Raw genomic sequence first — 12,685 nt, 5'->3', positions numbered from 1 at the left:
TCGCCGTCCTTCAGAACCACCGCGTTGCCCAGGCCGCCTGAGGATGAAAAGGGGTCACTGTTGGGAGCCACCGCCACGTATGTCTTCCAGATGCGGACCGCAAGGCAGGCACGCCAGTCCGCTCGGGAAGAACGTTTGTGGCAAGAACGTCTCGCTGCATACAGTGCCTTCGCCGGTGCCTTAACGGACTACCGGAAGAGCCAGAACGACCGATGGCACAGGAAACAGGAAGATCCCGAGAGCGCTGAGTACACTACGGCACGCGATGATTCTTACCGTCAGCGCGCCATCGCGACGGCTGCTCTCTTCAGGCTGCGACTGGTCACGACGAACCAGGAGCTTGACGAGCTGGCATCGTTGGCTTTGAGACTAACCGAGGAAATCCACGAAGCCACCGACGAACAGGATCGAACTGACCGCGGTCGGAAGGCACGCCGTGCCCTTCTCAACTTTGCCCAGGCAGCAGCAGCTAATGTGCAGAAGGTCGACGTGTGACGATTGGCACCGCCGACGGAACCGTCGCCAACCTTGAGCGCCTGCTTGCAAACGGGAGCCGGTCACGACGTAGAGGCTTCCACTCCCTGCTCAAGCGGTAGTTGGAGACTGGTGGCATTTGATTGGGTGAGGCAGCGTTGCTGTATCCGGCTGCTGTACAGCACCACGCGCGAACGCCAGCACCGTCTGACGATGGGCCGGCCGAACCCACCGCCTCAACCGCACGGTTCGGTCTCTCGCCGCTTCGAGCTACCGCAGACCCGATGCCACCTCGATGTGCCGAACGACGAGCAGGAGATCCCCCGAGTGCAGACGTTGCTCAATCTCGCTTACTAGGGCGCCGAGGAGGTCGCGCTGCGCTTCCGTGAAGACGGCGCCGGAGTCCAGGAACTCGCTGACGCATTTGCTGATCTCTAGGAGAACCGGGTCTGTGGAGGGCAGCAGGTGCGGGAAGCGTTGGCGGCGCCAAAACCGCAATGCGTGCAACGCGGCTTTCCGGGGATTGCCGTACCAGTACCAGCGAGCCTGAAGGTTTGGATTTGGTTCCTCTGCACGCGGAGATCGCTGGCCTTGCATTTTGGCCTCCTGACGCCTTGTCGCGTAGGCGTGGAGCTCGGCATGCCAGGCAGCGCGGCTGGCCTCGATAACATCCAGCGCCTGAAGCAGTGCCGCCTCATCGCGTTGAAACCTCCCGGCCTGGAACTCAAGGAAACTCAGCGTCGCCTCGAATCCGAGTGGCCGATACAACTGCACACAGGACCGGAACGCTGACACCCGCCATCGGTAAGGCAAGGCAGGGTTACGTACCCTAAGGGCAAAGTTGGCGAAGCTCACCGGGGAAAGCAGGCTAGCCAATTGGACGCGGGGAGGCACCAGCTCGGCCACGGCGCTGGCGGGGACGTTACTACTGGTCTGTCCCAACCACTCTCTTCCGGACCTGACCGTCCGCTTTTCAGGCGGACCGATCACCCTGCTCGGCTGGTCGAGGCCGTGCTCAGGAACGTGTGCATGGTGGCCGCAGTGAGCCCGTGTGCGGGGACGTTGCTGTCAGCACTGCTGTCACCAGCCAATCGGGACTTCCAAGATCGTGCAGTTTGGCAAGACCATGTCCTCATGCCAGTGACTGAGTTCGTCGGCGTGACCAAGGACAAGGATCGTGGCGTCACCTCCAACGGAGGACTGTATGAGTTCTGGACCGAGGACTCCGCCCACGTCTACCTGCACGACACCGACTTCAGACACCTGACCTACCAGCCCGGCAGGCCACCAGTGCTGGAGCTGGAGTTTGTCTACGATCCGCAGTGGACTCCACCCGAGCTGTCGAAGACGCCCGTTGTGGTCTTCCGGTTCGAGGATGTCCGCCTCGTCGAGTGGCGAGAGGACCACGAGGGCCATGACTGCGTGACCGCTCACCCCGATGCTCCACCTAGGCAGGTGGAACTCTTTGACTGGGACGGCGCCGACCTGTTCACCCTGCACACCTTCACGCTGTACCTAGCCTTCCACGCACCACGAGCAGAGGTGACCGTACGCGCGGAGTAGAGCAAGGAGCCCGCCATGGTCCACCTCTACACACTCCAGGCCCTCTCCACCTTCAGAGGCCGGCCATGATGGTGATCAGTCCAGGCTGAACCGGTCGTACATCGCCTCAAGTTGAGCTTGACGTTGCGAGTCTCCAAGCATGATCCGGATTTGCACAGGGTGCCCGTCGGCGTCGTGGTCGGCAGCGACAGGGAAGAGCCCATCCCCCCAGCTGGTCATGAAGCACATCGTCCGGGTACCACCGACCTCGATCGTTCCGGCCTCGTGCTTCGCAGCTCTGACTTGGGCCATGATCTGCCAATGGTGGGAGTGCGGCCGGAAATCGATTGCGATCATCCGTTCCGCAACACCTTGCTTCCACTCCTGCAAAGCGACGGCACGGTCGACTGCCTCGCTGACAGGCAGGTCCGCCCACCCATACACCCCTTCCTCCCCGGGATGCGTCAGGAGTGAGGCACCGAAGCTGAGAGCGGCCTCCTGCACCGATCGTCCCCAGAACGCAACGTCGGCCAGGCCATCGATCGGCTCCTCATGCCGCCACGATGCCAACCCATCAGCATCGATGAGGCTGAGCCGAGCCGCGTCCACCCCGACATGGCCCAAGAGTCTGGTCGATGTGGGCTGCGTGGAGCGCATCCTCAGGGTGACCGACTCCCATCGCACACCGATGTCCCCGTAATCCCGGGAGGTTGCTGTCACGACGATTTCCTGATCGGTGGGTAGACCACCGATCGCCACGACGGGAACGCCGTTCATGATGAACTCCGAACCGCCAGCCCACACCGCGTGTTCGACACGTTCACGATGCGCCACCCGAGGTTCTTGACGTTCCAGCCAGGCATCGAACCCATGCGCCTGGCAGTGCTCGGCGAAAACGCCGACCAGTTGCTCGACCCCATGTCCGGGAATGTCATAGAGCCACGTACCCGGTTGGCGATTGAAGGAGCGAGCGGCGGTCTCGGCGTCAGGGCCTACCACGGCCAGGTCAACCGATGCACGGATACTCTCACGCAACGCGGGATCGTCTACCGCGGAGAGCATGACCTCGTCCACTGCCGGAGGCGCGTCCCCTGACCACAAGTTCAGATAGCCGGTATCGGCGACCACCAGTCGCCCGGACGGGCACGTAATGGACCCCAGCGATGTCGGGGCATCAATCGTCATCAAGGAAGTATGCCCCAACCGGTCTAGGGCAGAAGAGCAGGGCTTCCTGAGCCGTTAGCTCACCACGACAGCAACCGCCGAGATGGCCAGCACTACGCCACCTGGGTTTTGGAGCCACCCCCAACAAGGTTGACGACTCCTTCGATGCGAAGCCACTTGATCGTGCCGCCGATCAGCGTCATTGGACTCCTTGACCTGTGCAAACAGTCCAGCAAGATCCATGAACGTCCGCGCCCGTACGCCTCGATCGTCACTCAGCTGGTCACTCACACTCAACGTCGACTGACGCCGACTCTTCACCCGTCCCCTTGTGGCTCACCCTCGTCGACGACCCGTGCAACAACTTCGATGACCTTCCAGAGGGCACTGTCCGATCGGTGGTAGTAGACACGGTTACCCCCATCAAGCCTCTCCTCGACCAACATCCCAAGGTCCACAAGACGCGTGAGTTCTTGCCGTACAGCCGTGGGAGCACCACACGTACGAGGAGGCTCGGACTGGTAGAAGCGCGCTTGGTCGAGCTGAAGGACCCACAGCGCCAGACGCAGGCGGGTCTCGCGACCGAATAGCAGGCGCCCTACTTGCCCGATCTCTATGTGCAGCACGGCCTTCCTCAGCTAACATGTTTCTTGTTAGTAGTCTAAGAGTAGAAGCCGCCCGCGCGGGAAGGACGCTCTCATGAGTCACCGATCGCGCATCGAGTGGACCGAAACCACCTGGAACCCCACAACTGGTTGCGATCGGACATCTAGTGGCTGCGACAACTGCTACGCCTTGACGTTGGCCAAGCGGCTTAAGGCCATGGGCGCTGCCAAATATCAGAACGACGGCGATCCACGCACCAGCGGACCCGGCTTCGGGGTGACCCTGCATGAAGATACGCTCGCGGCGCCCCTACGCTGGCGAAACCCGCGACTCGTATTCGTCAACTCAATGAGCGACCTTTTCCATGCGAAGGTGCCTAAGGATTTCGTGAGCCGCGTCTTCGACATCATGCATGCCACGCCACAACACACTTATCAAATCCTGACCAAACGGGCTACTCGCTTGGCACGTATGGCCCACTTGCTGCCATGGCCGGACAACGTGTGGATGGGCGTAAGCGTCGAAAACAATAAGACCATACAGCGAATCAATCACCTGCGTCAGGTGCCGGCCGCCGTACGGTTCGTTTCAGCCGAGCCACTCCTAGGGCCTCTGGCTGACATCGATTTGAGCCATATCGATTGGCTCATCGCTGGGGGTGAAAGCGGACCTCAAGCGCGGCCTCTCGATACCGCGTGGGTGCGGGATTTGAGGGACAGATGTCTACGAGAGGGTGTCTCCTTCTTCTTCAAACAGTGGGGAGGCCGTACGCCAAAGGCAGGGGGCCGTGTCCTCGACGGAAGAGTCTGGGACGAGATGCCCGAGAGACGTGATGGCTCTGATGATTTCAGGAAGCTATCCGTCGGATAAGCTCTTTCTGGAAGTCGCCAACACCTGACACCGTTATCTCATGCTGCACGTAGAGCCCTTTGACTGCTTTCCTCAAGTGAGGGATCCATGCCGACCCGAGAGTGGTTCCATAAATTCGGTCCACATGGTCGATGATCCTAAAGGCGCTATATTCGCCTAGGAGATCAAGGATGTTCCTCTGAATAGATGCCACCCATTTAGGCTCTTCTGCTTTGAGATAGGCATTCCGATCGAACGCGCTGGTTTCATACTCATCGCCAAACAGAGAGTCCTGCCCTACGGCCGCATTCTTTTTGATGTCTCTAAGCACTATCTCGCTGCGCCACGCCTCATGCCACTCAAGCCCTGCTTTCCCTAGTGCATCGGCGAACTGCCAGATGCCCTCAGGGCTACGAGTGAAGAGCACCAGGATGTACTTAGGCAGGTTATCGGGCTTCATGCGCACCTGAATACTGACCGACTGGAAGCCGGTAGCCCGCCTGACATTCTCTCTATAGTTATCCGCGACACTAAGCGCAACCCTTGTCGCAGCACCGAGATCTTCCCGCTGCAACTCCGCAAAGTACGGCTGCCACCAGGTGCCGCCAAGGAAGCGATCTAGCCGGGCGATATTCTTACTCTCGTCGTTGGAGGGTGCTCGCTTTTCGACTCGTAGCTTCCGAACGATAGGACCAAGACGAGAAACCGCACTAACGCTGAAGTGCAGCAAAACTTCCGTAGGCGACGACCCTCCTCTGGTAAGTATCTTTTGCAGTTCTACGCTATCAAGCGCCGTTCCGAAAGGATCCAGAAATGCCAGGAGAGCGCTACCCTTTGCCTTGTCAAGGATTACGGGCACGTGGCTACCAAGGTCGCCTTTATACAGGAGGTAGGGCATGCCTTGGCTGCCCTGTTCGGCAAGAACACGCTCAAGGTTGTCATAGTTCTGAGCATCACGCTCGACGAAGATCCCAGTGACGTTACGGAAGTCGCTTACCGACGCCGCGCCTTGTGCAAGCAGGAGTGGCGATCCTGGAGACCCGTCTTCATACCGTCCACGTCCTGCATAGCCATCAACGAATATGACGCGTCGATCTGGCACTCTCGAGCCAGCCTTCGAAGCGAATACAACGGGATAGCGCTTGAGGATGCCATGTTTGAAGACAGCAGCAGCCTGACGCTCACGGAAGAAATCGTCGTTCGCCGTCACAGACACCTACCATGAGCGGTTAGATCATCTCATCACATGTACAAATACACGCCTTTGGAACGTTTGACAAGCAATGAAAGAATAACGAACGCACGTTCGATCTAATCCGGAGTCTGCATTTTCGGTGCCGCAGACGTCGCACCACAGAACAGATGCCTGATCACCTCGTACGCCGTCGACTCACCGCGAAGCGGCAGCGGGCCGGGGGACGGAGTGTCAAGCTCGGCTTCGCGTGTACGTAGGCCGGTCGCCGTTCCTCGATCATGCGTTGTCCTGCGGTCAGAGCCGGGCTTGATACGGAGGAGCCGGTCTGCTGGGCTTGCCTGAGTCGATGGTGTGCGAGGTGATCAGCCCCCAGCCACCCATCTACATTCAGGGCCGTGTGGCGATCACCTCGGTGCCGGAGTGCTCCTGCCGGAGGCATGCTTTGACCTCGTCGGCTCGATCCGGGAGTCGGCGTCCCTCATGGTACTGGTGGACATCCTGTACGTGGTTCTGCCTGCGTTCGCTGGTGCGGCGGGGTGGCCGGGCGGGACCGGCCCGGAGAGGCCGCATGCCCGCCCGGACCGCCCGGCCGCCCGCCGCCCATCGGGCGGCGGCTTGATGACGTGGAGAGAAGTTGCTTTCTGGCCGGACCGTAGCTGTGTCTGCTGGGGTTTGGGTTACTTGGTGTGGGGTCGTGCGGTGGTCCAGATGCGGTTGAAGCTGGTGAGGTAGGTGGCGGCTGGTCCCTGGTCGTCGGTATGGGTGAGGTGCATGACGGGGGCGTTTGCTGCTGGGGTGCCGTAGGCGTGGGTGTTGACGAGGAGTTGGTCGTCTGCGCGGTAGATGGAGTTGTAGAGGACGGTGTGGTGGAGTCGGATTTCGGTGTCTTGGGCGTCAAGTAGGGGTCGGTACAGGGTGAGGGCGTTCTTGACTCTGGCTGCCATCACCTCGGCCCCGATTCCCTCGTCGGTTCCGCGTGTGGCGACTTCCGGGCCTTCGGGGTCGCCTAGGAGGATGCGGACCTTGACGCCGGCCGCGGCTCGTTCGGTGAGGATGTGGAGGACGGCTGAGTCTTCGGCGAGGAACAGAGCGCTGTAGGCGAGGATGCCGATTTCCTGTCGGGCTCCGTTGAAGAGGTTGCGCCAGGCGGTCTGTGGGACGGCCCAGCGGTGCGGGTAGATCGCTTGTATGCCGTCGGCGAGTGCTTGGTGTCGTGGGGTGATTTCCGGCCAGAGGTCGGCCTCGTCGAGGCTGAGGAGGTCGGCGACGGCGTGGCGGTGCCGGGGGTAGGGGGTGCGCCCGCTGAGCCATCGGCTGACGGTCTTGGGGTCGACGGCCAGGGCGGCGGCGACGTCCGTGGTGGTGAGTTGGGCGGCGGCCAGTGCGTAGCGGAGGTTGTTGTTCATGTGACCGGCCTGCTCCTCTCGCAGAACGACCCTGTCCTGCGACGTTAACATCAGACGTCCCTAGACGTCCCCTAGTTGCGGTGTTCCCGCCCCCCGTTTCAAGGCGAACCTCGACGCACACGAGGAACCGCACGAACGTCAGGGAGGACGAGGATGCAGACGAGCCAGACCATCAAGGAACAGCAACGGGCTTACGCGGAGCGGCTGTTGACCGCGTTGGGCAAGCAACTCGCCAAGCGGAACATCACACCCGTGCTCGTTATCAGCGAGGACGGGCGCCCGGCCCTGGACGTGCCCGACGTCCGGCACAGGACGAGGCGGGTGTTCGTGCACCTGCCGTTCTGCTGGTTCTACTGGGGTGATCAGCACGACGAGCGGGTGTCGTTCCTGCAGATGGCCGGTGCAGTGGATCGGATCGCGTGGGCCGCGCGTGAGGGGTGGCGTGAGGGCGAACAGGGTGATCTTCGCATCGACCTGGACAAGATCCTTGATGCCCACCGCGGCTGACCTGTGGCTTCGGAGCGATGGCTGACGGGCGGTCAGGTCTATACCCAGATCGCTGATCGGCTGCGGGCACGAATCCGCTCGGGCGAGTTTCCGCCGGGGCATCCGCTGCCGTCGGAGGCGGAGCTGTGTCAGGTCTTCGGAGTGGCTCGTAACACGGTGCGGCGGGGGCTGGCGATCCTGGAGGCCGAGGGGTTGCTGGCCACCATCCCGTCCAAGGGGCGTGTGGTGCTCGGAGAGGTGACCGCGCCCTCGTACCGCTACCAGGTGATCGCCGCGCGGTTGCGGGAGCAGATCGTACGCGGCGACCTGGCCCCCGGTGCCGGGCTGCCCAGCGAGGCCGAGTTGCGGCGGCAGTACCGGGTGTCGCGCAACACCGTGCGGCAGGCGCTGTCCGTGCTGGAACTCGACGGGCTCATCGTGGCTGAGCAGGGCCGGGGGCGCTTCGTGCGACAGGAGCAGGGCGAGGGAGGACGTCCCAGGACGTCTGGCCCCGCCCCCTAGATTCGCTTATGCCCCGGATGTCTATCGTGAGGCACATGGGACATATCGAATGGGCATACGGCCTGGCCAAGGACTTGCTGGAGACGGCCCTACCACGCCGCTGGGCACACACCCAGGGAGTCGCCAGCCAGGCCGAAACCCTGGGCCGGATCCTGGGCGCGGACGCTGACACGCTGGTCGCCGCCTGCCTGGTGCATGACATCGGGTACGCCCCGGACCTGGTCGACACCGGCATGCACCAGCTCGACGGCGCACGCTACCTGCGGGACGTGGCCGGGGCCGACGAACAGCTCTGCCGCCTGGTGGCGCACCACTCGTGCGCGGACAACGAGGCCCGGCAACGTGACCTGCTGGATGTGCTGGTCAAGGAGTTCGACCAGGGTCGGCCGGAGCTGGCCAGGGCGTTGACGTACTGTGACATGACCACGGGCCCGGATGGCCGACTTCTGGACGTGCATGACCGGCTGGCGGAGATCCACGCCCGGTACGGCCCCGAGCACGTGGTGAGCCGGTCGATCAACGACGCGACGCCGTGCATCGTGTCGTCGGTGCGGGCGGTGGAGGCGGCGCTATCCGATGTGCGGGAGGCCGACGCCGGATAGGTAGTGCTCGATCCGCATCCGCATCGACCGGTCCATCGGCAGCGACGTGATCTCTTCCGGTCTCACCCAGCGGACCTCTCGGGACTCATCGCTCGGCGTCGGCTCGCCGCCGGTGGCGCGGGCGGTGAGGACGATGGAGAACTCCTGGCGGGCCTCGCCGTCGGAGGTGTAGAGGATCACGTGCCGGGGGTCGCTGTAGGTGCCGACCAGGCCGGTGATCTCACAGGTGATCCCGGTCTCCTCGAACGTCTCCCGGACGGCCGCCGCAGGGATGGACTCGCCCAGGTCGATCGCGCCGCCGGGCAAGGCCCAGTTGTCGTTGTCGCTGCGGCGGATCATCAAGACGTTCCCGGCCGCGTCGGTGACGATGACGTTCACGGACGGAACGAGGCTGTTGGGCTCGGGTGCGCTGGGGTCGTCGTAGAAGTCGATGCGCTTGGCCACGGTCACGGCTCCACGGGAGTTGCTTGTGCCCAAATCTTCTCGAAGCTGTCGGCGTAGGTGGTCACCATCTCGCCGCCAGCTACCCTGCGCAGGTGGAGTACGGGGGCGTTCCCGGCACGGGTGCCGTACACGTGCATGTTGACCAGGTAGTCGGCGTCGGCCTGGTAGATCGAGTTGTACAGGATCGTCTGGTGGAGCCGGAGCTCGAAGTTGTCCAGGGCGAGAAGCGGCCGGTAGAAGACCAGTGCGCTGCGGATCTGCGCGGCCATGCTGTCGCCGACGCCCTCGTCCGTTCCCCGCTGGGCGACCTCGGCGCAGTCGGGATCACCGAGCAGGATGCGCACCCGCGCTCCGGCCCTCGCCTTCTCGCCGAGCAGGCGCACCATGGCGGCGTCGTCGGCGAGGAACAGTCCGCTGTAGACCAGGACGCCGATCTCCTCGGATGCGGCGGTGAACAGACGTCCCCACGCGTCCCGCGGTACGGCCCAGCGGTGCGGATAGATCGCCAGGACCTCGCTCTCGGAGGCGGCGACCACCTGCTCGCGCGAGAGGGCCTGCGGCCACAGGTACGTCTCGTCCACGCCCAGGTACGAAGCCGTGGCAAATCGGTGCTTACGGTACGGCTCGCGGCCCTTGGTGATCCACCGCTCCACCGTCTTGGGGTCGACCTCGATCGCCTCGGCCAGGTCCGCGACGCTCACGCCCTTCTGCAACAGGGCCGCGCGTAGCCGTTCGTTCGCCATCTCACCTGCTCCCAAGGACGTCCGGGGACCTGCACATCGTAGGCCGGACGTCTTGAACATGTCCCGTCGTGTAGTGATCTCGTCCTGACTCTGCGTCGCATCCTCGGTTGCACAACGCCACAACGGCAGCAACCGAAGGAGGAGATGCACTCATGAACAACGAGATCACCATCCCGGGCGAGTCCCCCTCGTGCGACTGCGGCAACGCCCTGGCCGAGGGACAGACCCAGTGCTCCAAGTGCCTGGCGCGGAACCGGTGGGCGCGCAAGGAACGGGCCAGGAACCGGCGCAACCGGCGACGGGCCGAGACCAAGCGTCCCCCGCGCGGTCCCAGCGCTGCGGTCGCGATGGGGGTGAGCTGGACATGAGCTGGCTTCCGCTGATCATCGCCGCCCTGCTCAGCATCACCCTGTTGGTCGGCTACGTCATGGTCCTGGTCGGCATCCGCCGACAGGACAAGGCCCTGAGCCTGCACAAGCACTCCGGCGGGGCTTCGGCCTCGCTGGCCCGGAAGGTTACCGGCTGCTACGTCCGGGACGGCGTGACGTGGACGTAGCCAATTGCTCCTCGACCTTCGCCAGCCGTACCGACAGGTCCCGCACGGTGGCGCGCAGCTCGGCCAGGTCGGCCTGCTCGTCGCCGGCGGGGCGCTCCTCGTCGGCATCGCGGACGAAGACGCCCTTGCCCTGCTGGCCGATCACGAGGCCCTCGTTGCGCAGGATGCCCACGGCCATCTTCACCACGCTCAGCGAGGCGTCGTATCGGTCGGCGAGTTGCGCGGTGGACGGCAGCGGCGTTCCGGGCGCGAGGGAGCCGCCTTGGATCTGCGCGCGGAGATCGTCGGCGATCTGGAGGTAGCCGGGGCGCCCGGTGTTGCGGACCATCGCCGTCCATCACATCACGAAAGTTCGACCAAGCCAACCGAGAGCACATTGACAACCAAGCCAACTAGGTTAACTATGTTGGTGAACGACGAAAGAGGAGGTCACAGCCCATGCGTTCTGTCCCGATCCCTGTGGATGTCAGCAAGCTCGCCATCACCTGCGTCAAGGCCCCGCGCCCGCGGGTCCTCAACAAGGACACCGGCGAGATCAAGACCGACAAGAACGGCAACACCGTCTTCGAGGTCACCGTCTCCGTCGAGGACGAGTTCGGCCGGATCGAACTAGTCAAGATCGGCATCACCGGAGAACCGCCCATCGCCGTCGGCGACCAGGTCAACGCCGTCGGCCTGCTCGGCTACGTCTGGGAGATCGCCGGCCGATGGGGCATCGCCTACCGCGCCTCGGCTCTGCTCCCCGCGCGGGAGGCCGCCGATGCGTGACGCGCTGGAAGTGCTCGCAGCCCTGGCCGCTGTCGCGGCCGGGCTGTGGGCCTGGCGCCGGTGGCACCCCGGCTCGTTCTGGCTGGTGGTCGGCTTCCCGCCGGTCGCCCTGTCGGTACGCGCCTCGTGGCGGCGGGTCGCCCTCGGCTGCAATCTGACCAAGAAGCGGCAGCGCTTCTGGTTCACCACCGTCCCCGGACTGGTCGCCTCGACCGGCGTCGTCCGCGTCCGGCGCAAGTGGCAACGCATCGCCGTGGACACCAAACCGTTCATGTGGCTACCGCTGCCGACCCGGCACGGCTGGCGCGTCACCCTGCACACCCTGGAAGGCCAGACGCCCGGCGACTACGCCGACGCTGCCGAACGCCTCGCCCACTCCTGGGGCGTCCACGCCATCCGCGTCTCCTCGCCCCGGCCCGGACGCGTCGTCCTCATGGCCACCATGCGCGACCCGCTGGTCAAGGTCGACCAGCTCCCGCCCTCGCCCGAACTGCTCAAGGTCACCGTGGGACGTCTGGAGACCGGCAAGCCGTGGACCATCGACTTCCGCATCGTGCCGCACTGGATCAACGCGGGAGCCACCCAGTCCGGCAAATCCAACCTCGCCAACGCCCTCATCGTCGGACTCGCGCCGCAACCTGTGGCGCTGGTGGGCTTCGATCTCAAGGGCGGGGTCGAGTTCACGCCGTACGCGCCCCGGCTGTCGGCGCTGGCCACCTCCCGCACCGAGTCCGTCACCCTGCTGTGTGACCTGGTCGGTCTGATGATCGACCGCATGGGGCTGTGCCGCCAGGCCGCCGCCCGCAACATCTGGCAACTTCCGCCCGGCGTCCGCCCGGTGCCGGTCGTGGTCCTGGTCGACGAACTGGCCGAGCTGTACCTGATGGCCGACAAGTCCGAGAAGGACGAAGTCACCAAAACCTCGACCGCGCTGCTGCGGGTGGCGCAGCTCGGGCGGGCGTTCGGCATCTACCTGTTCTGCTGCGGCCAGCGCATCGGCTCCGACCTCGGGCCTGGGGTCACCGCGCTCAGGGCTCAGTGCTCAGGACGGATCTGCCATCGGGTCAACGATCCGGAGACCGCCACGATGACGCTCGGCGACCTTGACCCGGCCGCGCTCGTTTCAGCCCGCGCCATCGCCGCCGAGACACCCGGCGTCGCCATCGTCGCCTCCCAGGACGGCCAGTGGTACCGCGCCCGCTCCTACTACGTCACCGAGCAGACCGCCGAACACGCCGCTCGCACACACGCCCACCTCGCCCCGCCCTGGGACGAGATCACCGCCCACCTGCCCGTACCCATCAACGCCTGAAGATCCGAAGGGAGGA

General features: G+C 64.1%; 17 protein-coding genes. 10 read left to right on the top strand and 7 right to left on the bottom strand.

Going from position 1 to position 12,685, the window contains the following annotated elements:
• A partial coding sequence (locus ABD844_RS36165) for a hypothetical protein (RefSeq protein WP_344888165.1) occupies positions 1-495 on the top strand: 495 nt, incomplete at its 5' end.
• Between the two features lie 249 nt (positions 496-744).
• On the opposite strand, the gene ABD844_RS36160 is transcribed toward ABD844_RS36165, so the two are convergent.
• The gene (locus ABD844_RS36160) at positions 745-1,380 is read right to left on the bottom strand and encodes a hypothetical protein (protein ID WP_344888162.1); all 636 of its coding nucleotides are present in this window, start codon (positions 1,378-1,380) and stop codon (positions 745-747) included.
• A 228-nt stretch (positions 1,381-1,608) separates the two neighbouring features.
• On the opposite strand from ABD844_RS36160, the gene ABD844_RS36155 reads away from it, so the two are divergent.
• Positions 1,609-2,037, top strand: coding sequence for a hypothetical protein (locus ABD844_RS36155; protein ID WP_344888159.1), 429 nt, complete (start codon positions 1,609-1,611; stop codon positions 2,035-2,037).
• Positions 2,038-2,112: 75 nt separating this feature from the next.
• Here ABD844_RS36155 and ABD844_RS36150 read toward each other — a convergent pair whose 3' ends face one another.
• A complete protein-coding gene (locus ABD844_RS36150) occupies positions 2,113-3,201 on the bottom strand; it encodes a hypothetical protein (protein ID WP_344888156.1) in 1,089 nt (362 codons plus the stop codon).
• A gap of 678 nt (positions 3,202-3,879) precedes the next feature.
• On the opposite strand from ABD844_RS36150, the gene ABD844_RS36145 reads away from it, so the two are divergent.
• A complete protein-coding gene (locus ABD844_RS36145; RefSeq protein WP_344888153.1) occupies positions 3,880-4,656 on the top strand; it encodes a DUF5131 family protein in 777 nt (258 codons plus the stop codon).
• Here the strand turns inward: ABD844_RS36145 and tcmP are convergent.
• Positions 4,634-5,845 carry a three-Cys-motif partner protein TcmP gene (gene tcmP, locus ABD844_RS36140; protein ID WP_344888150.1) on the bottom strand — a complete coding sequence of 404 codons (1,212 nt, stop codon included), beginning with the start codon at positions 5,843-5,845 and terminating at the stop codon, positions 4,634-4,636. The two genes, ABD844_RS36145 and tcmP, sit on opposite strands and share 23 nt — an antisense overlap.
• Before the next feature lie 662 nt (positions 5,846-6,507).
• Positions 6,508-7,236 carry an XRE family transcriptional regulator gene (locus ABD844_RS36135; protein ID WP_344888147.1) on the bottom strand — a complete coding sequence of 243 codons (729 nt, stop codon included), beginning with the start codon at positions 7,234-7,236 and terminating at the stop codon, positions 6,508-6,510.
• 153 nt (positions 7,237-7,389) lie between these two features.
• On the opposite strand from ABD844_RS36135, the gene ABD844_RS36130 reads away from it, so the two are divergent.
• The 3 genes from ABD844_RS36130 to ABD844_RS36120 are packed head-to-tail and all read left to right on the top strand — an operon-like array spanning position 7,390 to position 8,846.
• Complete coding sequence (locus ABD844_RS36130; protein ID WP_344888144.1) at positions 7,390-7,743, top strand: hypothetical protein; 354 nt, start codon at positions 7,390-7,392, stop codon at positions 7,741-7,743.
• Positions 7,744-7,746: 3 nt separating this feature from the next.
• Entirely contained in the window at positions 7,747-8,244 is a 498-nt protein-coding gene (locus ABD844_RS36125; RefSeq protein WP_344888141.1) for a GntR family transcriptional regulator, read from the top strand.
• Between the two features lie 35 nt (positions 8,245-8,279).
• Positions 8,280-8,846 (top strand): HD domain-containing protein, encoded by a 567-nt coding sequence (locus tag ABD844_RS36120; RefSeq protein WP_344888138.1) that lies wholly within the window; start codon positions 8,280-8,282, stop codon positions 8,844-8,846.
• Here the strand turns inward: ABD844_RS36120 and ABD844_RS36115 are convergent.
• Positions 8,814-9,290 (bottom strand): NUDIX hydrolase, encoded by a 477-nt coding sequence (locus tag ABD844_RS36115; RefSeq protein ID WP_344888135.1) that lies wholly within the window; start codon positions 9,288-9,290, stop codon positions 8,814-8,816. The genes ABD844_RS36120 and ABD844_RS36115 overlap by 33 nt on opposite strands.
• A gap of 2 nt (positions 9,291-9,292) precedes the next feature.
• Positions 9,293-10,033: an XRE family transcriptional regulator gene (locus tag ABD844_RS36110; RefSeq protein WP_344888132.1), complete on the bottom strand. Its 741-nt coding sequence runs from the start codon at positions 10,031-10,033 to the stop codon at positions 9,293-9,295.
• Positions 10,034-10,185: 152 nt separating this feature from the next.
• On the opposite strand from ABD844_RS36110, the gene ABD844_RS36105 reads away from it, so the two are divergent.
• Both ABD844_RS36105 and ABD844_RS36100 read left to right on the top strand, forming a co-directional pair.
• Positions 10,186-10,401, top strand: a complete 216-nt coding sequence (locus tag ABD844_RS36105) for a hypothetical protein (RefSeq protein WP_344888129.1) — start codon at positions 10,186-10,188, stop codon at positions 10,399-10,401.
• A complete protein-coding gene (locus ABD844_RS36100; RefSeq protein ID WP_344888126.1) occupies positions 10,398-10,589 on the top strand; it encodes a hypothetical protein in 192 nt (63 codons plus the stop codon). The genes ABD844_RS36105 and ABD844_RS36100 overlap by 4 nt, the downstream gene beginning before the upstream one ends.
• Here ABD844_RS36100 and ABD844_RS36095 read toward each other — a convergent pair.
• Positions 10,549-10,917, bottom strand: coding sequence for a GntR family transcriptional regulator (locus ABD844_RS36095; RefSeq protein WP_344888123.1), 369 nt, complete (start codon positions 10,915-10,917; stop codon positions 10,549-10,551). The genes ABD844_RS36100 and ABD844_RS36095 overlap by 41 nt on opposite strands.
• Positions 10,918-11,027: 110 nt before the next feature.
• On the opposite strand from ABD844_RS36095, the gene ABD844_RS36090 reads away from it, so the two are divergent.
• Positions 11,028-11,357, top strand: a complete 330-nt coding sequence (locus ABD844_RS36090) for an SCO3933 family regulatory protein (RefSeq protein WP_344888120.1) — start codon at positions 11,028-11,030, stop codon at positions 11,355-11,357.
• Positions 11,350-12,669, top strand: a complete 1,320-nt coding sequence (locus tag ABD844_RS36085) for an FtsK/SpoIIIE domain-containing protein (RefSeq protein ID WP_344888117.1) — start codon at positions 11,350-11,352, stop codon at positions 12,667-12,669. The genes ABD844_RS36090 and ABD844_RS36085 overlap by 8 nt, the downstream gene beginning before the upstream one ends.
• The last annotated feature ends 16 nt before the right edge of the window (positions 12,670-12,685 follow it).

It is taken from the genome of Nonomuraea antimicrobica (genome assembly GCF_039536965.1).
Lineage (GTDB): Bacteria > Actinomycetota > Actinomycetes > Streptosporangiales > Streptosporangiaceae > Nonomuraea > Nonomuraea antimicrobica.
Note: the sequence above shows the minus strand (reverse complement) of the source record. Positions and strands in the feature narration are given on the sequence as shown.

Coding starts and splice junctions, on each gene's coding strand:
- ABD844_RS36105 (WP_344888129.1), top strand. CDS start 10,186: ATGAACAACGAGATCACCATCCCGGGCGAGTCCCCCTCGTGCGACTGC.
- ABD844_RS36085 (WP_344888117.1), top strand. CDS start 11,350: ATGCGTGACGCGCTGGAAGTGCTCGCAGCCCTGGCCGCTGTCGCGGCC.
- ABD844_RS36135 (WP_344888147.1), bottom strand. CDS start 7,236: ATGAACAACAACCTCCGCTACGCACTGGCCGCCGCCCAACTCACCACC.
- ABD844_RS36145 (WP_344888153.1), top strand. CDS start 3,880: ATGAGTCACCGATCGCGCATCGAGTGGACCGAAACCACCTGGAACCCC.
- ABD844_RS36150 (WP_344888156.1), bottom strand. CDS start 3,201: ATGACGATTGATGCCCCGACATCGCTGGGGTCCATTACGTGCCCGTCC.
- ABD844_RS36110 (WP_344888132.1), bottom strand. CDS start 10,033: ATGGCGAACGAACGGCTACGCGCGGCCCTGTTGCAGAAGGGCGTGAGC.
- ABD844_RS36090 (WP_344888120.1), top strand. CDS start 11,028: ATGCGTTCTGTCCCGATCCCTGTGGATGTCAGCAAGCTCGCCATCACC.
- ABD844_RS36095 (WP_344888123.1), bottom strand. CDS start 10,917: ATGGTCCGCAACACCGGGCGCCCCGGCTACCTCCAGATCGCCGACGAT.
- ABD844_RS36120 (WP_344888138.1), top strand. CDS start 8,280: ATGGGACATATCGAATGGGCATACGGCCTGGCCAAGGACTTGCTGGAG.
- ABD844_RS36100 (WP_344888126.1), top strand. CDS start 10,398: ATGAGCTGGCTTCCGCTGATCATCGCCGCCCTGCTCAGCATCACCCTG.
- ABD844_RS36155 (WP_344888159.1), top strand. CDS start 1,609: ATGCCAGTGACTGAGTTCGTCGGCGTGACCAAGGACAAGGATCGTGGC.
- ABD844_RS36130 (WP_344888144.1), top strand. CDS start 7,390: ATGCAGACGAGCCAGACCATCAAGGAACAGCAACGGGCTTACGCGGAG.